Genomic DNA, 23,713 nt, shown 5'->3' on the forward strand with positions numbered 1-23,713 from the left:
ACCCCCCAACCGTGGACCTCCCTGACGGGAGTTCCACGGTAAACTGGCCTGCTGGGGGGAGCACCCCCTCACCCCCCAACCGTGGACCTCCCTGACGGGAGTTCCACGGTAAACTGGCCTGCTGGATCCTTGCAAATGGAACAACGCATCCCGTAGATGGGTGCGGTTCATGATCCTGCGCGGGTGAATCGGAGTCCGGGATCAATGGCCCGGTCCCAGCACCGTGCCAGCCACACCGGCCTGACGACTCGCCAACGCGGCGGCGGCACGGGCACGCTGCGCATCCTTGAATGGCCCCATGCGCACCCGGTACATGGTCTTGCCACCCGCCTTGATCGGCTGCTGGGTGACCGGGATCGGCCTGCCGTCGAGCTTCAACGACGCCAACCGGGCGATCAGGGCGTTGGCCTTCTCCTCGGTGGAAAAGGCACCCAGCTGCACCGTGTGGCCCCCCTCTTCGGCAGCCGGCCTGGCGGCGTCTTCCGTAGGCGGACGCGGCGGCGGGGGTGGCATGCCGGCGTTCGACAGGGCGGCGGGCGGCGGATTGAAGGTCGTGGGGCCGGGAATTTGCGGCATGCCCGGAGGCGGCAGGGGCGCGGGCCTGGTCTGGGCCTTGGGTGGCTCGGCCCGGGCCTCGGCGGTGGGTTTGGCACCGCTCCCGGCTTCCGGATGTTTCATCAGCGCCTCGGGGATCTTGACTTCCACATGCGGCGTGGTAACGTTCGTAGGAGTCGGCGCAGGTTTGTTCTCGCCCCCCTTGTCCGGGGTCTTCTCGGTTCTGGCCGCGCTCACCGGCGGGCTGTCCGTGCGCGCCACCCGGTCGCGGGAGGAGATCAGCGCCTCCACCGCCAGCACGATCACGATGAACGCGAACAGACCGTTCATGATCATCACCAGGACGAACTGTTCCCGATTCGGGGATATCTTCATGGTCACTCCACGGAGCGGATTGAAACGACTGGTCACAAGGTAGCCTCTCTCTTAACGTATGTCAATCCGGATCCCGTGGCGATCCGGGTGTCAAGACGGCTGAAAACCTTCAACATCCGATCCGCCAACATGCCCTTCGACCCTCCCCAGAGCGGCTTGACCCTGATTCACGGCAATCGCATCGAGCTGCTGCGCGACGATCTGGTCGCCCGCCTGAAACACGAACCCCTCGCGCCGCTGGTGAATGAAACCATTCTGGTGCAGAGCAACGGCATGGCCCAGTGGTTGAAACTCGGCCTGGCCCAGGCCCCTGGCGCCGGTGGCGGACTCGGCATCGCGGCGGCACTGGAGCTGCTGCTGCCGGCCCGGTTCGTGTGGCGGGTCTATCGGGCGGTGTTGGGGGGGGATGCCGTGCCCGAGGAGACCCCGTTCGACAAGACCCGCCTTGTCTGGCGGCTGATGCGCCTGTTGCCGGAGATCGTCGCCGGGGAGGCGTTTGCCGCGTTGCGTCATTTTCTGCGCGAGGATCCGGAGCGGCGCAAAACCCATCAACTGGCGGAACGGCTGGCGGATCTGTTCGACCAGTATCAGGTCTATCGCGCCGACTGGCTGAGTGCCTGGGCGCGTGGGGAGGATGCCTTGATCGATGCGCGCGGTCGGCGGACCGCCATGCCCGAGGAACAGCGCTGGCAGGCGGAACTCTGGCGCATCCTGATCGACGACGTGGCGCGGGGGGTCGGTGAGCCCCTCCATGGTCGGGGTCGGGCCGAGGTGCATGCCGCCTTTCTGCGTCGTGCCATGGAGGGGGTGCGGACACCGGTCGGTCTGCCGCCTCGGGTCACCATCTTCGGCATCAGCTCCCTGCCGTACCAGTCGCTCGAGGTGTTCATGGCGCTCTCCCGCTGGACGCGGGTGTTGATGTATGTCCACAACCCGTGTCAGCTTTATTGGGCCGACGTGATCGCCGGTCGGGAGCTGTTTCGCCATCGTGGGGTGGCGGGTCACGCGCGGGGAGTGGGATCGGTGATCGCGGACGATGCGTCGCTCCATCTCCAGGCCCATCCGTTGTTGGCCGCCTGGGGGATGCAGGGACGGGATTTCATCGGCTTGCTGGAGGATGCGGTCGGCGAGGGGGCGTTGTGGAGCGAGGGGGTGGCGTTGGCCTTCGAGCCGGAGCGCGAGAGCTGTTTCGTGGAGCGCGGGGAGGCGGCGGGAACCCTGCTCTGGCAGCTCCAGGAGGATATCCTCGAGCTGCGTCCCCTGGCCGAAACGCGGGACACCTGGCCGCCGGTCGATGCGGGCCGGGATGGATCGTTGCGCTTTCACATCGCCCATGGCGCCGGGCGGGAGGTGGAGATCCTGCATGATCAACTTCTGGCCGCCTTCAACGCCGATGCGAGCCTGAATCCCCGCGACGTGCTGGTGATGGTGCCCGACATCGATGAGTATGCCGCCCATGTTCAGGCGGTGTTCGGGCTGCACGCTCCGGCGGATCCGCGTTTCATTCCCTTCGTGGTGGTCAACCGCACCCGGCGACAGACCGACCCGTTGTTGCGGGTGGTCGAAAAACTGCTGACCCTTCCGCGCGCTCGGGTTACCTCCAATGACCTTTTGGACTGGCTGGAGATCCCGGCCTTGCGGCGTCGTTTCGGCATCGGCGTGGAGGATCTGCCGTTGTTGCGGCGCTGGATCCGGGATTCGGGCATTCGCTGGGGGCTTGATTCGGGCCATTGCGCGGCGTTGGGAGTTCCCGAGGATGCCCAAGGAGAGCGCACCCGCCACACCTGGCGTTTCGGACTGGAGCGCATGCTGTTGGGGTATGCGCTCGGGGATCGGGGTGGTCCCTGGCAGGGGGTGGATCCTTTTGACGAGATCGGGCTGGGGGATGGGGAGCTGTTGGGTCGCTTGAGCGATCTGGTGGCGGCGGTGGCGTGGAGCTGGCGCGAACTCTCCACCCTTGCCCCCGTGCCCGAATGGTGCGGACGGTTGCGGGGGCTGTTGGCGCGTTTTTTCGATCCGGACGAGGAGGATGCCGACGCCTATACCTTGCTGCGGCTCGAGGAGGTGCTGGACCCCTGGGAGGCCATGTGCGCCGAGGCCGGATTGACCGATTCCCTGCCCGAATCCCTGGTCGCCGAATACTGGCTGGCCTGTCTGGAGGATGGCGGGTTGTCGCGCGGCTTTTTCGCCGGATCGGTCACCTTTGCCACCCTCATGCCGATGCGGGCCATTCCGTTCCGGCAGGTCTACCTGTTGGGCATGAACGATGGGGCCTATCCTCGTCCGGGAACGCGCGTCGATTTCGATCTGATGCACGGGCGCTACCGTCCTGGCGACCGTTCGCGGCGCGAGGACGATCGCTATCTGTTTCTCGAGGCGCTGTTGTCGGCCCGTGAGCGGCTGGTGATCTCCTGGGTGGGACGCGGCATCCACGACAACGCCGAACTCCCCCCCTCGGTATTGGTCGGACAGCTGCGCGACCATCTGGCCGCCGGCTGGACCCTGGCGCGTCGCGATGGGGCTTCGCCGGACTCCGGTGCGGCCCTGGTCGCGGCCCTCACCACCCTTCACCCCTTGCAGCCGTTCAGCCTGGACTATTTCCCCGCCGGAGAGCGTGGCGTCTCATGCCCTGCAACCGGTCAACTCCCGAGGGGAGAACCACGGTCGGGGGGCGAGGGGATTCGTTCCCCATCCTGCAAGTTCACCTATGCCCGCGAATGGCGACCCGCGTCGGTCGCGACGGGGGACGGAGAGAAGCCGCCGTCGCTCCTGCCGCCGCCGAGCCGCGAGGAGCCGTTGCGGCTTCTGGATCTGGCCCGACACTTCAAGGATCCGGTCAAGAGCTTCTTTCAGCAGCGGTTGGGGGTTCGTTTCGAACGCGAGGCGCTGTTTCTGGAGGATCATGAGCCGTTCGGGCTGGACGCCCTGGCGCAATGGGGGCGTGTCGATGAGCTGTTGAACCGTCGCCAGCCGGAGGCGCTCGAGCTGGGGTTGGCGCGGATGCGGATGCGTGGGGCCCTGCCGGCGGGTGGGCACGGGGAGCGTTTGACCGGGATGTTGCGGGAGACACTGACCCGCCTGAACGGACGGGAGGCGCGGTTCGTCGCCCGTTGGCCCGAGGAGGAGGAGGGGGAACGGAGTTTTCGGTTCGAGAGCGCCGTCGAAGGGGGTGCGGTGCGGGTGGTCGATCGGCTGCGCGGGGTGCGGCGCGGGTCGGGGAGCGGGTTGGGAAGGATCGTGCGCACCGCCAGTCGGTTGCTTGATGCCGGAACGATCCGACCCGAGGCCCTGTCCGTGCCGTGGATCGAACATCTGGCCTGGGGAACGGTGGCGGGGGATGTGACCACGGTGGTGTTGGGTCGGGATGGGGGGATCGAGCTGGCCCCGCTGCCGCCCGGCGAGGCAGAGGCGGCCCTGGAGTCGCTGATGGGGGCCTGGGTGCAAGGCATGCGCACCCCGTTGGCCTTTCTGCCCGCCGTGGGCTGGGCCGGGTTCGACGATCCCCGGAAGGCCGAGAGGCGCTTTGTCCGCGAGCGGGTGTTGAACCCCTATGTCCGGCGCGTGTTCCACGATTTCGACGCCTTCGCGGCGGTCGGCGCGTTGGAGGGGTGGTCGGAAAAGCTGCTGGCGCCGTTGCGCGACGCGGCCAGCGTGCTCGAGCAGCTGGATGAAGCCCTGGTGGGGGATGGCTGGATGGAGGAGAGCCCGTGAGCGCCCCGCAAGAGCTGCAACCGCTGACCTTTCCCCTCTCCGGCGTGCGGCTGGTGGAGGCGAGCGCGGGCACGGGCAAGACCTACACCATCGCCTTGCTGTATGTGCGGCTGGTGCTCGGCCATGGGGCCGTCGAGGGGGGACGGGGTGCGCTCAACCCTCCGGAGATCCTGGTCGTCACCTTCACCCGTGCCGCCACCAGCGAGTTGCGCGAGCGGATTCGCGCCCGGCTCGGAGAGGCGGCGGCCTGTTTCGAGGATGAAACGCCCATCCATGGGGGCTGGGATCCGTTGCTTGTCGCCTTGCGCGCCGATTATCCGCCCGCCACATGGGCGGGGTGCGCGCGACGGTTGCGGCTGGCCGCCGAGTGGATGGACGAGGCGGCGGTGGAGACCATCCATGGCTGGTGCCACCGCATGGTGCGCGAGCACGCCTTTGACAGCGACTCCCTGTTCACCCAGGAGTTGGTGGCCGATCAGCGCGAGCTGCTCACCGAGGTGACGCGGGATTACTGGCGGGTGCATCTGGCGCCGTTGTCGTTGGTCGAGGCCAGGGAGTTGTTCGACTGCTGGCCCGATTACAACCGGTTGGCGCGCGGGGTGGAGCGGCTGTTCCGCCAGGTGGGGTTGCTGGAGGATCCGGGCCCGTTCGCGGCGATCCTGGACGAACGAAGCGCGATCCGCGCCGAATTGGGCGCGGTCAAGCGACAATTCGGAACCTGGATCGGCCTCATGCGCGCCATGCTCGATGAGGCGGTGGCCGGCAAGCGGGTGAATGGCTTGAAGATCCAGGCGCGTTACTACGGACCGTGGCTGGAGGCGTTCGGGCGTTGGTGCGCGGATCCCGAGGCGCTTTTTCCCGAGCTGACCGAGGCGGCCTGGTGGCGGTTGACCCCCGGGGGATTGAACGAGGCGTGGAAAGTGGGATCGCCCCCCGACCATCCGGCCTGGGAGGCGATCGTGGAACTGCGTGCAACCCAGGCCCGCTGGGAGGGGGTGTGCCGGCGGTTGTGGGTGCATGCCGCCATCTGGGTGGCGGCGCGCTTCGCGGCGGCCAAGCAGGGGTTGGCCGTGATGGAGTTCGACGACGTTCTCACCCGACTTGAGTCCGGGTTGAACGGTGCGGGGGGGGTCCGTTTGGCCGGATTGATCCGCCGGCAGTTCCCGGTGGCCCTGATCGATGAGTTCCAGGATACCGATCCGGTGCAATACCGGATCTTTGCCGCCATCTATCGCGATCTGGATGGATCCCGCGATGGCACGGCGCTGGTGTTGATCGGCGATCCCAAACAGGCGATCTACGCCTTTCGCGGCGCGGATATCCACACCTATCTGCGCGCGCGACGGGTGCTGACCGGGCGGATCCACACCCTGGGGCGCAACTTCCGTTCCAGCGCGGCCATGGTGGCGGCGGTCAACCGGGTGTTCGCCGACGCCGAGGCACGGGTGGGTGCGGGGGCTTTTCTGCATCGGCGCGGGGAGGATGATCCGATTCCGTTTCATCCGGTGGTCGCCCAGGGGCGGGAGGCGCGTTTCGAGGTCGAGGAGACGCCCCAACCGGCCATGACCCTGGCCGTGAGCGACGGGCCGCGTCCCTGGCTGGCCGACGCCTGCGCGAGCGCGATGGTCCGTCTGTTGGAACTGGGACGTTCGAATCGGGCGGGATTCCGGGATGGGGCTGGCGCGCTGGTGCCGCTTCTCCCCAGCGATATGGCCGTCCTGGTGCGGAGTCGCGCCGAATACGGGTTGATGCATGCCGCCCTGGCCCGGCGCGGGGTGCGCTGCGTCTATCTTTCCGATCAGGAGTCGGTGTTCTCCTCGCCGGGGGCGGTGGAGCTGCGCCATTGGCTGGCTGCCTGCTCCGCCCCCGAGGATACTCGCCTGCTGCGCACTGCCATGGCCACCGCCACCCTCGGGGTGAGTTGGCTGGAGATCGATGCCCTGGCGCGGGATGAGCGGTTGCTGGAGCGACGCATGCGCCAGTTCGCGGGATTCAAGAGTTGCTGGCGGCGCCAGGGGGTGCTGCCGATGCTGCGCCGGATGATGCACGAATTCGGGGTGCCCGCGCGTCTGTTGCACGGCTCGCTGGAGGGGGAGCGGAGCGGCGAGCGGCTGTTGACCGACTTGTTGCATCTGGCCGAGCTGCTGGGACGGTGGGAGGCGGACGGCGAGGGGGAGTTGGCGGTGATCCGGCTTCTTGACGAGGCGTTGCGGGAGGCCGGGGAGGGGGCGCGGGAGGCCGGGGAGCGGTTGACCCGTCTGGAGAGCGACGCCAACCTGGTGCGCATCGTCACGGTGCACAAATCCAAGGGGCTGGAGTACCCGTTGGTCTTTCTCCCGTTTGCCGGCAGTTGCCGTCCGCTGGGCAAGGGGGATCTGCCGTCCCGTCTGCACGACGATGAAGGCGTGGCAAGTCTCCTCATGACCGCCGACGAGACCCTGTTGGCGCGGCTCGACTTCGAACGGTTGCGCGAGGAGACCCGCCAGTTGTACGTGGCCCTGACCCGTGCCCGGCATGCGGTGTGGGTCGGGGTGGGGATGGAAAAGGGGTTCGAGAAGAGCGCGCTTTCTCGTCTTCTGGGCGCGGCGGTGGAGAAGGGATGGGCCGCCGAGACCCTGATGTCGCATCTGGCCCGGCTCGACGAGGGGGATGGCGCGATCCGGATCTTGCCGGCTCCGGAGCCGACCACGCAGCGGTTTGGCGCCGATCCGGATGGCGCGGTGGTCGGACCGGCGCGGCAGGCGCGCCGGCGGGTGCGGGATGGGTGGTGGATGGCCAGTTATTCGGCGCTGCTGGCGAGTTCGGCGGGTGGTGGCGTCGAGAGCCTGGAGAGCGCGGGGGAGGCGCGGTTTCGCGAACTGGTCCTGGAGCGTGACCAGCGGGCGGGGGCGCCGTCCGAGGGGATGTCGCCCGAGCCGTGGATGACGGGTCTGCACCCCTTCCCGCGTGGGGCCAGGGCGGGAACGGTGCTGCATGAACTGCTCGCCTGGTGTGGCGGACGCGGCTTCGGCGCGGTGGGCGCGGATGCGGAAGGGGTGCGCGCGGAGGTGGGCCGACGTCTTGATCCGCGTGGCTGGTCGGCCTGGACCGACCCGCTGAGCGCCTGGTTGACCCGCTTTCTGGCCACCCCCTTGCCGCTGGACGGGATCGGTTCGGAGGTTTCGTTAAGCGATCTGGAAACTTGGCAGGTGGAACTCGAGTTCTGGCTGGCGGTCGAGCGCCTGCCGGTGGCCGAGATCGATCGCTGGCTGCGCGCCACCGTCGAGCCCGGCTGGGAGCGTCCGACCCTCGCGGATCGCACCCTGCAAGGGATGCTCAAAGGGTTCATGGACTTGGTGTTCGAGCACGGGGGGCGTTACTACCTGATCGACTACAAATCCACCTGGCTCGGTCCGGATGATGCCGCCTGTACCCCCGAGGCGATGCGGGCCGCGATCCTGCACGCCCGGCATGACCTCCAGGGGGTGTTGTATCTGTACGCCCTGCATCGCTTGTTGTCGGTGCGTCTGGTCGATTACGACCCGGCGCGCCATCTGGGCGGGGCGCTGTTTCTTTTCCTGCGCGGTCTGGACACCCCAGCGCGCGGCATCTGGCATCTGGAGGCGACCCCGGCGATGCTGGCGGTGCTTGATGGGTGGTTTGGCCAAACCCCGGAGGGGTGAACCGGACGTTTTTTTCACCAATTTGCAAGGGCCTGTCCCGTGCCCGCCGGGTTGTTTTCTCTTTTCAGCGATTTTGGCTTTGAATTGCCGAGCCTCGGAAGATTCCGGCTCCCGCGCCAGCCCGTTCTCCACCATCCTGGCGGCCTCGGTTGTGTCGTTGTTCTCAAGCAAGAACTCGACGACCCGAACGGCTTGGCGTTCGGCCTACCCCTCTTCGCGTTGATAGGCGGCGTGCTGGCGGCGGCGTTTGCTGGTGAAGGTCTCGGCGGTATCCTGGGAGACCAGTTCATACAGAATCGCCTGCTTGCCGGCGCGCGGACGCAACAGCCGGCCCAGCCTCTGCACATGCTCGCGGATCGAGCCGCTGCCCGACACGATGATCCCCACGCTCACCTCGGGCAGGTCGATCCCCTCGTTCAACACCCGCGAATTGACCAGAAACGGAAACTCCCCCGCCCGGAAACCCTCCAGGAACCGGCTTCGTTCGCTGATCTTGGTCTTGTGGGTGATCACGGGCAAAAAGAAGGTCTCGCCGATGGCGTAGGCGGTATCGTTGTCGTCGGTGAACAACAGGGCCCGTTCGTGGCGATGGCGTCGCAACAGACTCCATACCATGCGCAGCTTGGCCCGCGAGGCGCGCGCCAGACGTTTCTGCAACCGATAGGCGGCCATCGCCTCCCGTCCCTCGCGGGAGCGACCGCACACCATGATGAACTGACTCCAGCCGTTGGGCTTGGAAAAACTCACCCCGGTGGCGCGGGCGAACTCCCGATAGTGGGCATAGGCTGCGTCATAGGCCTGGCGTTCGTCCTCGTCGAGGATCACCGGCACCTCTTCCAGACGGTAGGGAGCGAGAAACTCCCCTTCCAGATCGGCGATCTCGCAGCGATAGAGCAGAGGTCCGAGCAGGTTGAACAGATCCTCTTCTCCGCCATCGGTCCGCTCCGGGGTGGCGGTGAGTCCCAGCCGATAGGGAGCCACGCACATCAGGGCCGCCAGACGGGTGGTCGCGGCGGGCAGATGGTGGCACTCGTCGCAGATCAGCAATCCGAAGCGGTTGCCGATCCGCTCCATGTGCATGTAGGCCGAATCGTAGGTGCTGACCGTGATCGGCTGGAGTTCGTATTCGCCGCCGCCGAGCATGCCGATCCGTTCCCCGAAGGCCTGACCGAGTTGGTCGTGCCATTGTTGCACCAGGTTGATGGTCGGGGCCAGGATCAGGGTGTCGCGTTGGGCGCGGGTGATGGCCATGCGGGCGATGAGGGTTTTGCCGGCGCCGGTGGGCAGCACCACCACCCCGCGTCCCTCGGCCTGGACCCAGGCCTCGAAGGCCTTTTTCTGGTGGGGACGGGGGGCGTGATCGCCGCGCGGACGGAACGAACGCGGCTCGAAGGCGCGGGCGCGATCCTCGTAGGGGGTGCGGGCGCGGTGCAGGGCCAATACGATGGGGGCGTAGTGGCGCGCTTCGGCGCGGAAGGCCTCGATGCGGTCGTCCCAACGCAGGAGGGTGGCGACCGGTTGCAGCGACTCGACCGGACCGGAGATGATCAGCGATCCCAGATCGAAGGCGACCTTGATCATGACGGCAGGGGGTCCGGGTTGGGGGCGGGGAGTTGACGCATCAGAATCGCGAACCAGATGCCGCAGGCCGCGCCCAGGCCGTTCAAGGCCACATCCCCCAGGTCGAAGTAGCGGTTCGGGAGCATGAACTGGATGCACTCGTCGGAAAAACCGAGCAGAATGACCGTCACATAGGACCAGAGCAATCCTGCGCCGCGCGGTTCCCCCATGGCGCGGAACACCAGGAAGGCCAGAAAGCCGTATTCGAGCAGATGGACCCGTTCCGAGGGGTTGTCGGTGTGGTAGGCCACCAGCAGGATGGCCAGGAATGGGAACAGGGCGTGGATGCGCTGTTCGCGGCGGATGCGCCGATAGAGGATGCCGACCACCACCCCGAGGGCGATCAGCAGGATGGTGGAGATCATCAGCCCGGTTTCGCGCCTGCCGATGATGGTGAAGATTCCCCGGGTGATGATCGGGGTCAGGGGGAGGGTGAGGTAGATGGTGAGCATGTAGGCCCCGACCACCGCCCAACGCGGCCCCGGATAGTGGATCTGGAGTCGCTTGGGCAGGTCGATGAACTGGACCAGATTGTGGAAGGGGTTTTTCATCGGCCACGCTCCAGGTCGTTCGGGTGACGTGGAGCGTTGACCGGATGGGATCCGCCAGGGGATGGGGCCTGATGTTCGGGAAACATGAAATCCGTATCCAACCTCGCGGAATTGATCAAGAGTTATCCGTTGACGCGTTCGAACTCCTTCATGAAGGCGATCAAGGCGTCGATTCCCTCTTCGGGCATGGCGTTGTAGATCGAGGCGCGCATGCCGCCCACCGAACGATGGCCCTTGAGGGTGACCAGACCGGCGGCCTTGGCCCCCGCCAGGAAGGCGTCGGTCAGATCCGGGTTGGCCAGGGTGAACGGCACGTTCATGCGCGAGCGGCTGGCCATTTCCGTGGGGCAGAGATAGAACGCCGAGCTGTCGATGGCGGCGTAGAGTTTCCCGGCCTTGTGGATGTTGCGTCGCTCCATTTCGTTCACGCCGCCCTGCTCCTTCACCCATTCGAGCACCAGGCCCAGGATGTAGATGGCGTAGGTGGGCGGGGTGTTGAGCATGGAGCCTTCCTTGGCGATGGCCTGATAATCGAGCATCGTCGGCAGATTTGCCTTTCGGCCCATGAGATCCTTGCGGATGATCACCACGGTGACGCCACTCGGGCCGAGATTCTTTTGCGCACCAGCATAAATCATGCCGTACTTCGACACTTCCACGGGGCGCGACAGGATGTTGGAGGAGGCGTCGGCGATCAACGGCACGTCGCCGGTATCGGGCAGATAGGGGTATTCGGTGCCGAAGATGGTGTTGTTGCTGGTGATGTGGGCATAGACGGCATTGGGGTTGAGGGTCAATTCCGCCTGGGTGGGGATGCGGGTGTAATTGACGCTTTTGGTGGTGGCCGCGACACGCACGTCGGCGCAGAGTTTCCTGGCCTCCGAGCAGGCCTTTTCCGCCCAGCTGCCGGTGAGCACGTAATCCACCGACTGGGTGGCCGGATCGGTGATCAGGTTCATGGGGAGCATGGAGAACTGCAACGAGGCGCCGCCCTGCAAGAAGAGCACGGCGTAATCCTCGGGAATCCCCATCAATTCGCGCAGCAGGGCCTCGGCATTGGCGATGATGGCCATGTAATCCTTGGAACGGTGACTCATCTCCATCACCGACATGCCGGATCCCTTGTAATCGAGCATCTCATCCCTGGCCCGTTCCAGAACGGCGACAGGCAGAACGGCGGGACCGGCACTGAAATTGAATACACGTTTCATGGGGCGAATCTCTCCTTGAAGGGGTTGGTCATGCGGCATGGATCAGCTCTTGGCCTGACCGTTGCTTGGCTTTATGATTGGACGGAACGACGCATCGGGATGCTTTTCCCGCCGCGTCCGTTCGGTTTCGTGATCACGACAGGGTATTCCAGCGCGTGGCCAGAGGCAAGCATGCCTTTTCGCGGATGCGTGGTTCCATGGAAAGATTCGCAGGGGATGTAACTGAACATGCGTACCATTCTGGTTGTGGATGACGATCCGTTGGCCCGGCTGCATCTGGAGCGTTTCCTGAAACGCGAGGGGCATGCGGTGTTGATGGCGCGCGATGGCCAGCAGGGGGTGGAGATGTTTCGCGCCAAGCATCCCGACCTGGTGTTGATGGATGTGATGATGCCGGGGATGAACGGCCATGAGGCGACCCGGCGGATTCGGGCGGAGACGGCCAACGACGACGTGCAACCGCCGGTGATCTTTCTCACCGGGGTGGAGGATCAGGAGTTGTTGGCCGAATGTCTGCATTGCGGCGGGGATGATTTCATCTCCAAGCCGTTCAACCACATCATTTTGCAAGCGCGTCTGAAGGCGTGGCTGCGCCGGGTGGAGTTGGCCGAGAAGGTGGCCATGGATCGCGATGCGATCGAGAACGTCATTCAGAAGATGCGCAAGGATGACCGGTTCGATCCCTTTGCCATGCGTCTGTTGATGACCCCGGTGGACAAGACCACCGGGGATCTGGTGCTCTCGGCCCGGGACGCGCGCGGGGTGCAGTATGTGTTGTTGGGGGATTTCACCGGCCATGGTCTGGCGGCGGCGGTATGCGGTCCGCTGGTGTCGGATATTTTTCACGACATGATGCCAATCGGGTGTGGTTCAGGGGATATCCTGAGAAAAATCAATGAAAAAATCCATACCCGCCTGCCGGTGGACATGTTCCTGACCGCCTCCTTCATTGCCCTCGATCGGGCCGCAGGTCGGATGACCGTGTACAATGCGGGCATGCATCCGTTGTTTGTCCATCGTGACGGTCACGGTTTCTGGGGCCCCGCGTCGAAGCAGATGCCGCTCGGGATCGTGCGGGAGATCGCCGTCGAGGAGACGGAGGTGGTGATGGCGGTGCGGGAGGGGGATCTGATCTACCTTTATTCGGATGGGGTGTATGAAACCCAGTCCCCGGACGGACTGTTCTTCGGAGGGGAAAATCTGAATCGGGTCCTTTCCGGGATCGCGGTGACGCGGGCGCCGTTGGAGTCGATCCAGTTGGAGTTGGAGCGGTTCCAGGGGGATCCGAATCTGCGCGACGACGTGACGCTGGTCGAGTTGACGGTGTGAGGCGTCGCCATGGCTGGGATTGGGGTGGGTGCGCGGAATCTGGATTGGGGGGTGCGATCGTGCGCCCCTCTCGTTGGTTTGTTTGCGCAACGAGAGGGGCGGGAACGACGGGTCAACGGGGGTCAGCCTGCTTGTTCCGCGAAGGCGTGCTGGCGCGTGGCGCGCAGGAACAGAAAAACGGAGGCATGTTGCTGTCGATCCTCTTCGCGGGTGCGATAGGCGATGCCGCCCACCGGTTGTCCATCCCACTCATGCTTGACCACCACGTTGATGGCCCGTTCCAGATCGTGGCGGGTGGCGCAGTAGCCGAGTTCGACATCGACGAGGCGGGTGTCGGAGGTCCAGAAATAGGTTCCGGCCCCGCAAAACCAGTCATGCTTCCGTGTTGTGAACATGGTGTCCTCCTGACAGTGGTGACCGCGGTTTTTGGCACGGCATCCATGGGGGTACAGGCGCGACCCGAGGGGGAGCGAGTCCCAGCGGATCGCGCCACATGCGGACGATTCCAAAGATTGGCGAGCGGGGATCGGTGGTCCCCAGAAGGAATCGTTCAGACGGCGCAAGGCTACCGGGTGACCGGACTTGTGAGGCGGGCCAGGGCAAAGCCGTATTCCACCTCATGCCATGCCGTTTGATTCTGGTCTATGCAAAAGCCGTGCAAGCTGTGTCAGGTTCTGATTATAAGACAAAAACATCCCCGTTTTGCCGCTTTTTGAGCTGTTTTCCACCGCTTCCCTTTCAGGCAATGCGTGCCTAATGCCGTGGCAATCGATCTTGTGAATGTCTATTCCATGGGCAATATCTGCCCGTGTTGCCATCTTTTGTTACATAAGTCGGATTTGTGGTATTTCGAACGTTTTTGTGGAAAAAAAATCTTGACATCTCATGGGCGGACTTGCATCATGGATCCCATTGTGATTAAGCCAAGACAATCCGAATTGTTCCAGATGTGCCTTGAAAATCAGGATTTAGTCACACCACACCACACCTTTCCCGTACTGGCGGCGATTGCGTGCCGTTTTAGTTATTTTTTTGAACCGATTCAAGGGGTATACACAAAAATGATCAAACAGGGAGTCCAATCCATGAATTTCAAGGGTAGCACTTTGTTGGCCATGGCCGGCGCGCTGGCTCTGGTCGTCGGCACCACGGCATGCGGTGGTGGCGGCGGCAGCGGCGGTGACAGCTCCACCAGCATCGCTCTGGGCGGCCTTGCCTCCGATGGTCTGCTCCAGGGCGCCACGGTGTCGGTGTATTCCAGGGATGGCACCACCGCCTGCACCAGCGCCACCACGGACACCAACGGCAAATACAGCGTGACCGTGCCCGCCTCCTGCGCCACCCCGCTGCGCATCGAGGTGAGCGGCGGTACGGATAAAACCACCAACAAGGCCAATGACCTGACCTTGAAGTCCCTGGTGACCTCCTCCTCCCAGACCACCGCCAACCTGTCGCCCCAGACCACCCTGATGACCGAGGCGATCAAGGCCGCTGCGGGTGGCAGTCTGGCCAGTCTGGCCACCAAGTCCACCACCGAAGTGACCCAGATCACCGGCACGGCGGTCACCAACGTGGTCAAGGCTTTCGGCTTCGGTTCGGATGCCCAGTTCGCCAACCCGATGTCCACCCCGATCACCACCACCGCCCAGACCAGCGCCTTCTCGCAGGCCGGTGACGCGGCGGGTGAAGTGTTCCGCCGTCTGGCCTCCTCCGCCGGTCTGGCGACCCCGACCGCGGTGAGCAATTTGATGCAAACCTATGCCGCCTCCCTCGCCGGAACGAGCAGCAACGTCACCGTCGGCAGCAACACGATCACCCCAACCACGCTTCTGGCCATGGTGAGCAGCCAGCGCGCCCTGGTGACCGCCGAAGTCCTGGCCGGTACCCTGGTCCGCAACGTGACCAGTGCCGCGGCCACGACCGGCACCTTGGGGACCGGTGCCAATCTGATCACCTCCGGCTCGGAAGGCCTGATCAGCAGCATCACCTCTTCGACCGCGGCCAAGACCCAGTTGGCCACGGATGTCTCCACCGCCATCGCCGCCGGCGTGATCACCACCGGGTCCGCCCTGGCCACGCAGTTGACCACGGTCTCCACCAGCACGACTGCGGTCACCACCGCACCCGTGACCACCACCGTTCCGACTGCCGCCGTGGATCTCACCACCGTCACCACCAATGCGACCGCCGCGGTGAACGCCGGGAGCTTCATCGTGCATCCCGCCGTGACCCTGACCGATTATCCACAAGGCACCACGGCTTCCGCCTCCAACCAGACCATTGCCCAGAGCGTCAGCTCCACCGGGATCATGACCGCCAATGTCGGGACCGCCCTGAGCGCCTCCAACCTCACCGCGGTCGGCAACGGTAGTGGCAAGGCCCCGGTCATCAACTTCTCCCTGGGCCAAAGCCTCGGCAACAACAAGGGCTCGGGTGTCGCCCTCGTGACCGCCCTGCTCAAGGATGGCGCCACCGAGACCCGTACCACCGGGCAGCGTCAGATCATGGCGAGCACCAGCTACAACTGGAGCAGCGACGGCACCAACCTCACCCTGACCGCGCCGGCCAATGGCGTGGCTTCGGTGACCTATTACACCACCTCGGCCACGGCTGAAGCTTCCGCCACCATCACCAACGTGGATGCCGATCTGCTCACCGTCACCGGTGGAACCGGCGGTTCTCAGGTTCCGGCCACGCTGAACCTCAAGGTCGCCAATCTGTTCAGCAGCAAGATGCCGGCCTCTGCCTCCATGACCCCGAGCGGTTCGGTGGGCAACTACTTCTACAAGGTGACCATCGGTGGTATTCCTCTGGCGGCGTGCGCCTCCACGGACACCACCTGCAGCACCACCATCGCCAAGCCGTTCACCGTGGTTCAGGGCACGATCTCCGCGCAGTAATCGACCTTGCGACCTGTTTTAAAAAAACGCGCCCCTTGTGGGCGCGTTTTTTTTGCCGATAATCACTCCAGGGTGTGGTCATCGGATGGGATACCTGCCGATCCTGGAACAGTCGATTCCCGTTGCGCACGGATGAACCCGTTGCGCACGGTGGACCGTTCGGATTTGACGTTCAACCGCCTGCGGGATGAAGTCGGACATGATGAAAAACATGGGGTGGAAGGTGGCGATCTTGGGGCTTGCCGTGCCGGTCCTGTCTTACGCCGCGCCGTTGGATGAGTTTCTCACCGCCCATCCCGGCTTCGAGGCGATGCACGGCGAGGGGGAGGTCGGCGTGGACCTGATGAACCGCACCGTGGATCTCTTCAAGATGCGCGGCGATCCGGACCCGCGCAACAACGCCATCGGCGATTACCGGGGTCTGCATGCCCGTGGCGGTCTGGCCTTGACCCGACGGTTGTGGGTGGATGGCGGGGTCTGGAACCGCAAGATCATCACCCCGTATGACAATGGCGAAAGCCTTGCCTTGCATGCCGCCGCGCAGTTTCAGGTCTTGCAGCCGCTGGGCGCCTTTCCAGCCATTGCCTTGCGGTTGAGCGGCTGGCGCGATTCGGCCTCGGATGCCTCGAAGGGTTCGCCCACCACCATCACCACGGGGGCTATGAGCGTCACGGCCAATGCCATCCGCATCGACAGCCCCCAAGACGAACAGGCGCAGATCGATCTGATCGGCACCTGGACGTTGCCCAGCAACACCGCGCTTTCCACATTCGTCGGTTATGGCAAGAGCAGCGTCTCCTTTGACCGGTTGACCATCAACGGTATTTCGGTGGGTGGGGAGAGTTCGGCGGGTCAGTTCGTGATCTCACCGGCAACCATGTCCGATGGTTCGATCGGCGTATCCGGCGTGTGCGTGAGTCAGTGCGGCAAGGTGTTGGATTTCAAGGTGCCGGCACCCGCCGGCCAAACCATCCCGAATGGTTTGAACATCGGTTACGATTCGACCTATTTTCAGGTGGGCGGAAGTCTTTCCTGGATGTCGCCGGAGTGGCGGGCGCGGTTGGGATACCGATTCGTCAAGTGGAACCGCGATGTGGACGAGGCGGTGGTCCAACTCGGGAAGAACGCCATCGACACCAACCATTTCCTGACCGGCGAGATCGGTTACAAACCGCCGTTCCCGCTCTTCGAACATGCGGGTTTCTTCGTGCGCGGACAGGTGATGAAAAACCAGTTCGTGGGTGAGGTGCCTTTCTCCTACAACGCCTTTAGCGCCCACAAGTTCGACCATCGCTATGGGATTCTCACCCTGGGGATCAGCGGCGGCTTCTGATTCGGGTTTTGCGCAACCTGGACGGTTTTTCTACCCCGGCGTTCCCAGGCCCCCCTTGAACAACGCGTTTTCGAGGGCGGCACATGCATCCCCGTCGAGTTCGATGGAGAAGATCGTCAGATCCTCCGCCATGTGCCGCGCTGAGGTGGTGCCGGTCAAGGGGGTGATGCCACGTTGGGTCAGAAGCCGGAAGAAGAGTTGCTCGGGGGTGCAGTGCCGTTCACGGGCCAGGCTGGTCAGGGCGGCATGGGCCAGGAGATGCGGGTTGGCGGTCAAGGTCCAGAAACTCTGATAGACGATCCCCAGCCGGGCGCACAAGGCGCGGATCTCCCGATCGTAGCCGGTTTGGGCATGAAACCGGTTCTGCACCACTGCCGGTTTGACGCGCGTGTTCAGGATCAGGTGCTCCAACAAGCGCGGATCGTAACAGTTGCTGATTCCCAGACGATGGGCGCCTCCAGCCAGATGGATTTTCTCAAGGGTTCTCCAGGCTTCAAGCGTCTGTCCGATCGTGGCCAGGGGGGAGTGGAGCAGCAGAGCATCGAGATAATCGGTGCCGAGATTGCGCAACGACGCCTGAAAGGATTGCGTCACCTGGTCGGCGAGGGGGGCCTCGGGATCATAGGGGATGCGGTTGGGATCCTGACCGGGCAGGGGGGTGAATTTGGTCTGAATATAAAGTTCAGTCCGTTTGATCCCCGCGCCGAGGGCCGCCGCGACCCCCTGACCCACCCCGGCCTCGTGGTAATGTTTCGGCTGGCAGGCGGTATCGATGCCCCGAAAGCCGAGTGCCAGGGCCTGACCCACCAACGCGGCGGTTCGATCCTGTTTCCAGGCGGTGCCGTAGACGATGCCGGGCATGGGGATCCCCCCGTTTTTTCGATCGTTTCCCTCACCAGTTGCCATTCGCGTCTCCTCATGGTGCGCGTGATGCCAAGGATGTCTTTCCAAATTCCCCCATGGGGCCTATCCTAAAAGAACCTTTCACCCGAAGTCACGGTCTCGAGCCCACATGTCCGCCAACTCCCCGATGATTCTCAAGACCCTTACCATCTGCCGCGAGTTGTTCGTCGCCGCCCCTTATCTCAAGGAGCGACTGGGCGCGGCCCGCTTCGAGGCGGAACTGCTGCCGCGTTTGCGTCAGATCCGGGAGGGGTTGCGCATCGGTCCCAATCCCGACTTTGGCGTGGCGCTCGTGGATACCTTCGAATGGGGATTTCACACCCCGGCGCAGGCGCTTCTGGATGGGATCATCCAGGCTCAGGGATTTGACTGGCGTTTCGTGACCGGGCGGCGGCGTCGTTTCAAGGAGCTGGCCCCCGATCATCCCGAGCCGATTCCGTCGGTGGTGGGCAACCTGTGGGCCGAGGCCCTGGCGAGTGCGGAGCGGGCGCTGGAACCTGGGGGTTGATCCCCGAGCGGACGGAGCGGCGCAATCAACAGCACACCAGACAGGACGATCTGCGGATTGATCTCCGGGCGGATGGAGCGGCGTGGGTTCAGGCCGGGAACAGAGCCCCGCCCGCCCGTGTCACCCGTCGGGCGATGATGGCATCCAACAACCGCTCCTCTCCGGTTTCCGCCAGGATCAACCGTGTGCGTGCCCGGGTGACGCCGGTGTAGAGCCACTCCCGTGTCAGGATCGGGTTGAGGCTCTCCGGCACCACCAACACCACCTGGCCGAACTCCGATCCTTGCGACTTGTGTACCGTCATGGCGAACACGGTCTCGACCGGCGGCAGACGACTCGGCGCGAACCAGCGGACGCCGCCCATCTCCCCGTCCTGGCTCCAGAAAGCCACCCTGGTCCACCACTCCCCATCGATGGGCAGCGTGAGTGTGACGCCGATATCGCCGTTCATGAGCCCGAGGGCGTGATCGTTGCGTGTCACCATCACCGGGCGTCCCAGATACCAACTCCGTCCGGTCTCGATCAGGCCGGTGGAGCGTAACGCCCCCTCGACCCGTCCGTTCAACCCTTCGACCCCCCAGAGTCCTTGACGGGAGGCGCACAGCAGTTGGAATCCGGCCTGTGCCCGCAGCACCGCCGCTGCCCAGAGGTCGAACGCCTCGGCAGGGGCCTCGAGGGCGGGTTTTTCGGCATGCAAAATCTCCAGATAACCCCGATAGCCGCCTGCATTCTTGTCATTGCCCGTGCGGTTTCGCCTTGCCTCTTCCGGAGCGGCCCGTTCCCTGTCATCGACGATCAGGGCATTGAACGAAGCATCGGGCGTGCGGAGCGATACCCAGGAGAGATCCGTGCCGGGAGCGGCGCGTAGCGCGGCGATGCGTGCTTCATCCCCTCGGTTGATCGCCTGGGCCAGTTCTCCGATGCCGCTGGTGGAGGCGAAACGGAAGTTGCGTCGCAAACGCACCACCGCCTGATCGAGAGGCGTTCCATCCGCATCGAGCCACATGGGGTCGAGGGTATGGCCGGTGGCCTCCAGCAGGTGGGTTGCCGTCATGGGGGTGTAGTGGCCGCGATCGGCGCGTTGACAGAGGGTTCCCAACAGGGCGCCGGCCTCGACCGAGGCGAGTTGGTCCTTGTCGCCGATCAGAAGGAGTCGTGCCCGTGGGGGCAGGGCGCGCAGCAGATCGGCCATCAACTCGACTCCGACCATGGAGGCCTCGTCGATCACCAGGAGGTCCAACCACAAGGGGTTGTCGGCATCGTGGCGGAAATGACGGCTGTCGCGTTGCCCGCCAAGCAGACGGTGCAGGGTGGTCACGCGGTTGGGAATGGCGTTCCAGACCCGTTCGTCGAGCGGGCAGGCTTTTTGGCGCAGACGTTCGAGTTCACGGGCGATCGCATCCCCCAGGCGCGCCGCGGCCTTGCCGGTCGGTGCGGCCAGGGCGATGCGCGGCAGTTCGCCATCCGGCTCCGTGCCATCCCGCTCCAGGTGCAACTGGAGGAACAGGGCCAGAAGACGTACCACCGTGGTGGTCTTGCCGGTTCCGGGACCGCCGGTGAGGATGCCGAAGCGGGTTTGGATCAGGCGCGCGCAGGCGATGCGTTGCCAATCGACCGCGCCGGGCTCGGGCAGAGCGGAGGGTAGCAGGCGATCGAGCCACATTCGGACGCGGGACGGGTCGAACCGGTCGTTGGGATCATCCGTCACAGGGTGGGCGATCCAGGCGGCCACCTCCTGTTCGCACTGCCAGAGACGCCGCAAATGGAGGCGTGTCCCGACCCGTACCAGAGGGGTCGGGCTGTCGGGGGTTCCAGGTTCGGCGATCAGCTCCGGGTGGTCGAGTCGGGCCAGCCAGCCCGCCAGATCGATCCGCGCCAGCCAGCGTTGCGGGAGATCGGGATCCTGGAGCGGGGAGGGGATGTACCCTTCCGGAGGGATGTCGAGCGTGCCGTTGGGATCGGTCAAGAGCGCGGCCAGATCCAGATGGAGGTGTCCGCGTCCGGCCTGATGACTGGTGAGGGCCGCCGCGAACAGCAGCCAGCCGTCCGCATCCGGGCAGCGATCGCGCAGGAGCGCGGTGAAATGAAGCTCCACGCCGCGCAACCAGCCGCGTGTCCGCCAGCGTGTCAGGATTTCCAGGGGATCGGGGGTTTTTGGCGGGGGGTGCATGGCACGGGACCATTCTAAAGTATGGGGCATCGTTGGTGTGATCGCCCCCCGGACTGTTTCGTCGCCGGCATGACGCGATCCTCGATACCCATGGTTACGCCAGAAAGGATCCGGAATGCAACCTGGAATGTTGCCTTCGGAGCCTATCGGGGAGGATAATCCCCTGGATGCCGGCTATTCGTTATCAGGTTTGGAAAGTGAAATCCGCATGCTCAACCGCGAACTGCTTCGTTTCGATCAACGCCAGGGGCGACTCACGCCACGCTTCGTGGATGCGGAGAATCAACTGCTGCGCGACCTGGCCCGCGATCTGACCGCGATCTACCTCTCCAGCGAGGGGCAAAGCCGGGATGAGATCTCGGAAGCGGTCGCCCCGCTGATCAACGCCGCCCGTTCGCCGCTGATCGCCAAGGGGTTGAACAAGCTGCTCATGGACCGATGCGTCTTCCGGGAGGCTCCGGAGGGGATGGAAGAGCGACGCCTGACGATTTTTCGTGCTGCCGGGCATTTGTTGCAAAGCGCCGGCATGAACGATCTGACGGCCTATCGATACGCCGTGGCCGCTGCGCTGCCCCATGAGACGACCGGTCTTGCCTCGGATCCCGATCAATTGGCCATGGGGCTGCATGCCGATCACCCGGATCGGCAACCCCTGACCGGCTTTGAACCGATCGAACCGGAAATGTTGCTGCATCGCTACAATCTCGCCCTGGCGCAGGGACCGTTGTTCTGGGCCAACCGGTTGACGGTGCGCATCGTCGAGTCGGATCCGGGCAAGCAGCGGCGTTTTTTTCGTCACTTGAAGTTCCTGCAACTGCTCGCCCGGGTCACCCGTGACCAGGAGGGGGCGGATGGTTTCTCCCTGGAGTTGGATGGACCGTTGAGCCTGTTCGACGTGCAGCGCAAATATGGCCTTAAATTGGCGTTGTTGTTGCCGGAGTTGTGTCAGTTGCGGCAGTGGCGGATGGAAGCCGCGCTCCTTCTGGAGAGTCGTACCCTGACCTTCGAGTTGAGCGATGCGAGCGGTCTGTGGGCTCCGGAACCCCGTACCGGGAGCTATCTGCCCGAGGAGTTCGGTCAGTTCGCCGAGGCGTTCAAGGAGAAGATCTCCGGGTGGGAGATGATTCCTCACCCGGAGATCGTGGCGCTGGGAGGGCAGGAGTGGGTGGTTCCGGACTTCTCCTTTCGGCATGCCAGAGGCAAGGTGGTCCATCTGGAGTTGTTCCACCGCTGGCATGCCCGGCAACTGCCCGCCCGGTTGAAACGGCTGGATGGTCCGGGTTGCCATCCACCCCTGGCCATCGGGGTGGATCGCGCGTTGAGCCGGCAGTCTGATCTCGCGCCGCTTCTGGAGGCGTCGCGTTGGTTTCAGGGGCACGGTTTCCCGTTCAACCAGTTTCCCCCGGTCAAGCGTGTCGCGGAGTGCCTGGACGGGTTTCTGGTTCCTGGCTGATTGCGATGGGCTCGTGCCCCAGGTGGAGATCAGTTCTTGCGCGCCTGTTCCACCTCCAGACGCAACTTCTCATCACAACACCCGCAGGGCCCGGATTCGGTCTGGCAGCAGCAGATGTAGCCCTGTTCGAGCGCGGCGGCCATCTCTCCGGCCAGGAGGATCAATTCGGTTTGCATGGTTTCGACAACGGATTGATATTCATCCACATCGTTGACGTTGAGCATCGTCGTGCGGTGCAAGATACCGAGAATTTTGCCTTCCGCGCACAGTAGGCCGGGATTTTTCGGGATGTCGTCCGTATCGATCCCTTCCTGTCCATCCCAACGGGCACGGATCAGAAACGCCCCACACCCCAGCCCCGGAATGGCCACGGACCGGTTGAAACGGCATAAACCGCCACCACGCTCCTTGCGGATGTTGGTGTTGACGCGCGCGACAATCTCCTTGACGTTGTGTCCCGACTGATCGTAGTGGACGCTGGAGTTGCACTCCGGCTTGACGTCCAGGATGACATGGCTGAAGGGATCCTGGCTGTCCAGATCCTTGTCGTGCAGACAGATGCGGTACTGCCGGAGATATCCTGAACCGCCGGTGGTCTTCAGGTAGGAGAGATAGTATTTGATCTTGTAGGATTTCAAGTAGCAGTCGTTCTCCACGAAGCGATCCAGGGCATCCTGTTCCTCGGGGGTGATCTGGATGTTGGTTTCCGTCTTGCTGCTGGTGCAGACCGGTTGGAGTTCCCCGTTCTCGATCTGGCCGTACTTTTCGTTGCAGTGAAAGCATTGGCTGTTCTTGCTGCACACCATGTTCTTGATGATGCTGTTCGACACGCCGCAATCCGAGAGGAAATCCTCGACCGCGTTCTGATCCGTGGGGAGGGTTCCGGAACCCAGGCCGGCCAGATAGGCGCACAACGTCTGCTGCAACGACTCCCGGAGATCTTTCGGGCTGCCGTTGGTGATCACGAAGTGAATGCCGGTCAGCAACCGGAGAATGTCGTAAATGGGCAACCCTTTGTCGCCATCATCCGGATCGTTCATGGAAAAAACGAGTTGTTTTTCTCCGGTGGTCAGGTAGACCGGGAATACGCCAAAATTCTTCGGGTGTGCATCACCCGTGCACCATCCGACGAACCGTCGCAGGGGATCGAACAGGGGGGTGTTCCACGTTTTGTTGTTGTTGAGCAGGCAATAGAAGCAAGGTACGAACGACCGAAAAAAAATGAATGCATCCGTGGTGCTGACCAATTTGTTGAGGGCGTAATTCGGATAGTCCTGAACGGACTTGGGATCCCTTTGAATGATTTCTGGGATGTTACAGTTGCTCATTGGCTTCTCCATGGGTGGTTGATGATGGAAAAAAAGATGCTTCAGAAATTATATACCTGTTAATTTGATCAAGATCAAGGAAACTCATATGTGTCCCGAGCCGG

General features: G+C 63.9%; 15 protein-coding genes. 7 read left to right on the forward strand and 8 right to left on the reverse strand.

The features are described 5' to 3' along the window. Positions 1-201: 201 nt before the first annotated feature. Positions 202-930, reverse strand: a complete 729-nt coding sequence (locus tag ACV4UY_RS11405) for an SPOR domain-containing protein (protein WP_491607712.1) — start codon at positions 928-930, stop codon at positions 202-204. A 129-nt stretch (positions 931-1,059) separates the two neighbouring features. On the opposite strand from ACV4UY_RS11405, the gene recC reads away from it, so the two are divergent. Together recC and recB are read left to right on the forward strand one after the other, a co-directional pair. Then, positions 1,060-4,641, forward strand: a complete 3,582-nt coding sequence (recC, locus tag ACV4UY_RS11410) for an exodeoxyribonuclease V subunit gamma (protein WP_491607731.1) — start codon at positions 1,060-1,062, stop codon at positions 4,639-4,641. Further along, positions 4,638-8,303, forward strand: a complete 3,666-nt coding sequence (gene recB / locus ACV4UY_RS11415) for an exodeoxyribonuclease V subunit beta (RefSeq protein WP_491607713.1) — start codon at positions 4,638-4,640, stop codon at positions 8,301-8,303. The genes recC and recB overlap by 4 nt, the downstream gene beginning before the upstream one ends. Positions 8,304-8,507: 204 nt before the next feature. On the opposite strand, the gene ACV4UY_RS11420 is transcribed toward recB, so the two are convergent. From ACV4UY_RS11420 to serC, 3 genes are all read right to left on the reverse strand, one after another. Then, complete coding sequence (locus ACV4UY_RS11420; protein WP_491607714.1) at positions 8,508-9,884, reverse strand: DEAD/DEAH box helicase; 1,377 nt, start codon at positions 9,882-9,884, stop codon at positions 8,508-8,510. Further along, on the reverse strand, positions 9,881-10,474 hold the full coding sequence (locus ACV4UY_RS11425; RefSeq protein WP_491607715.1) for a VanZ family protein: 594 nt from the start codon (positions 10,472-10,474) through the stop codon (positions 9,881-9,883). Before ACV4UY_RS11425 ends, ACV4UY_RS11420 begins: the two co-directional genes overlap by 4 nt. A gap of 122 nt (positions 10,475-10,596) precedes the next feature. Further along, on the reverse strand, positions 10,597-11,685 hold the full coding sequence (gene serC, locus ACV4UY_RS11430; RefSeq protein ID WP_491607716.1) for a 3-phosphoserine/phosphohydroxythreonine transaminase: 1,089 nt from the start codon (positions 11,683-11,685) through the stop codon (positions 10,597-10,599). Between the two features lie 228 nt (positions 11,686-11,913). Between serC and ACV4UY_RS11435 the strand changes: the two genes are divergently transcribed. Continuing rightward, positions 11,914-13,014: a SpoIIE family protein phosphatase gene (locus ACV4UY_RS11435; protein ID WP_491607717.1), complete on the forward strand. Its 1,101-nt coding sequence runs from the start codon at positions 11,914-11,916 to the stop codon at positions 13,012-13,014. A 122-nt stretch (positions 13,015-13,136) separates the two neighbouring features. On the opposite strand, the gene ACV4UY_RS11440 is transcribed toward ACV4UY_RS11435, so the two are convergent. Further along, on the reverse strand, positions 13,137-13,409 hold the full coding sequence (locus tag ACV4UY_RS11440) for a hypothetical protein (protein WP_491607718.1): 273 nt from the start codon (positions 13,407-13,409) through the stop codon (positions 13,137-13,139). A 690-nt stretch (positions 13,410-14,099) separates the two neighbouring features. On the opposite strand from ACV4UY_RS11440, the gene ACV4UY_RS11445 reads away from it, so the two are divergent. Together ACV4UY_RS11445 and ACV4UY_RS11450 are read left to right on the forward strand one after the other, a co-directional pair. Continuing rightward, a complete protein-coding gene (locus ACV4UY_RS11445; RefSeq protein WP_491607719.1) occupies positions 14,100-15,914 on the forward strand; it encodes a hypothetical protein in 1,815 nt (604 codons plus the stop codon). A gap of 199 nt (positions 15,915-16,113) precedes the next feature. Continuing rightward, the gene (locus ACV4UY_RS11450; protein WP_491607720.1) at positions 16,114-17,247 is read left to right on the forward strand and encodes a hypothetical protein; all 1,134 of its coding nucleotides are present in this window, start codon (positions 16,114-16,116) and stop codon (positions 17,245-17,247) included. 30 nt (positions 17,248-17,277) lie between these two features. Here ACV4UY_RS11450 and ACV4UY_RS11455 read toward each other — a convergent pair whose 3' ends face one another. Then, the gene (locus ACV4UY_RS11455) at positions 17,278-18,108 is read right to left on the reverse strand and encodes an aldo/keto reductase family protein (protein WP_491607721.1); all 831 of its coding nucleotides are present in this window, start codon (positions 18,106-18,108) and stop codon (positions 17,278-17,280) included. Positions 18,109-18,259: 151 nt separating this feature from the next. Here ACV4UY_RS11455 and ACV4UY_RS11460 point away from each other — a divergent pair, with 151 nt between their 5' ends. Next, entirely contained in the window at positions 18,260-18,658 is a 399-nt protein-coding gene (locus ACV4UY_RS11460; protein ID WP_491607722.1) for a hypothetical protein, read from the forward strand. An 88-nt stretch (positions 18,659-18,746) separates the two neighbouring features. Here ACV4UY_RS11460 and recD read toward each other — a convergent pair whose 3' ends face one another. Next, positions 18,747-20,828: an exodeoxyribonuclease V subunit alpha gene (gene recD, locus ACV4UY_RS11465; protein WP_491607723.1), complete on the reverse strand. Its 2,082-nt coding sequence runs from the start codon at positions 20,826-20,828 to the stop codon at positions 18,747-18,749. Between the two features lie 115 nt (positions 20,829-20,943). Between recD and ACV4UY_RS11470 the strand changes: the two genes are divergently transcribed. Next, entirely contained in the window at positions 20,944-22,281 is a 1,338-nt protein-coding gene (locus ACV4UY_RS11470) for a DUF790 family protein (protein ID WP_491607724.1), read from the forward strand. Positions 22,282-22,310: 29 nt separating this feature from the next. On the opposite strand, the gene ACV4UY_RS11475 is transcribed toward ACV4UY_RS11470, so the two are convergent. Further along, positions 22,311-23,609, reverse strand: a complete 1,299-nt coding sequence (locus tag ACV4UY_RS11475; RefSeq protein ID WP_491607725.1) for a DUF2252 family protein — start codon at positions 23,607-23,609, stop codon at positions 22,311-22,313. Between the last annotated feature and the right edge of the window lie 104 nt (positions 23,610-23,713).

It is taken from the genome of Candidatus Magnetaquiglobus sp. (assembly GCF_058402785.1).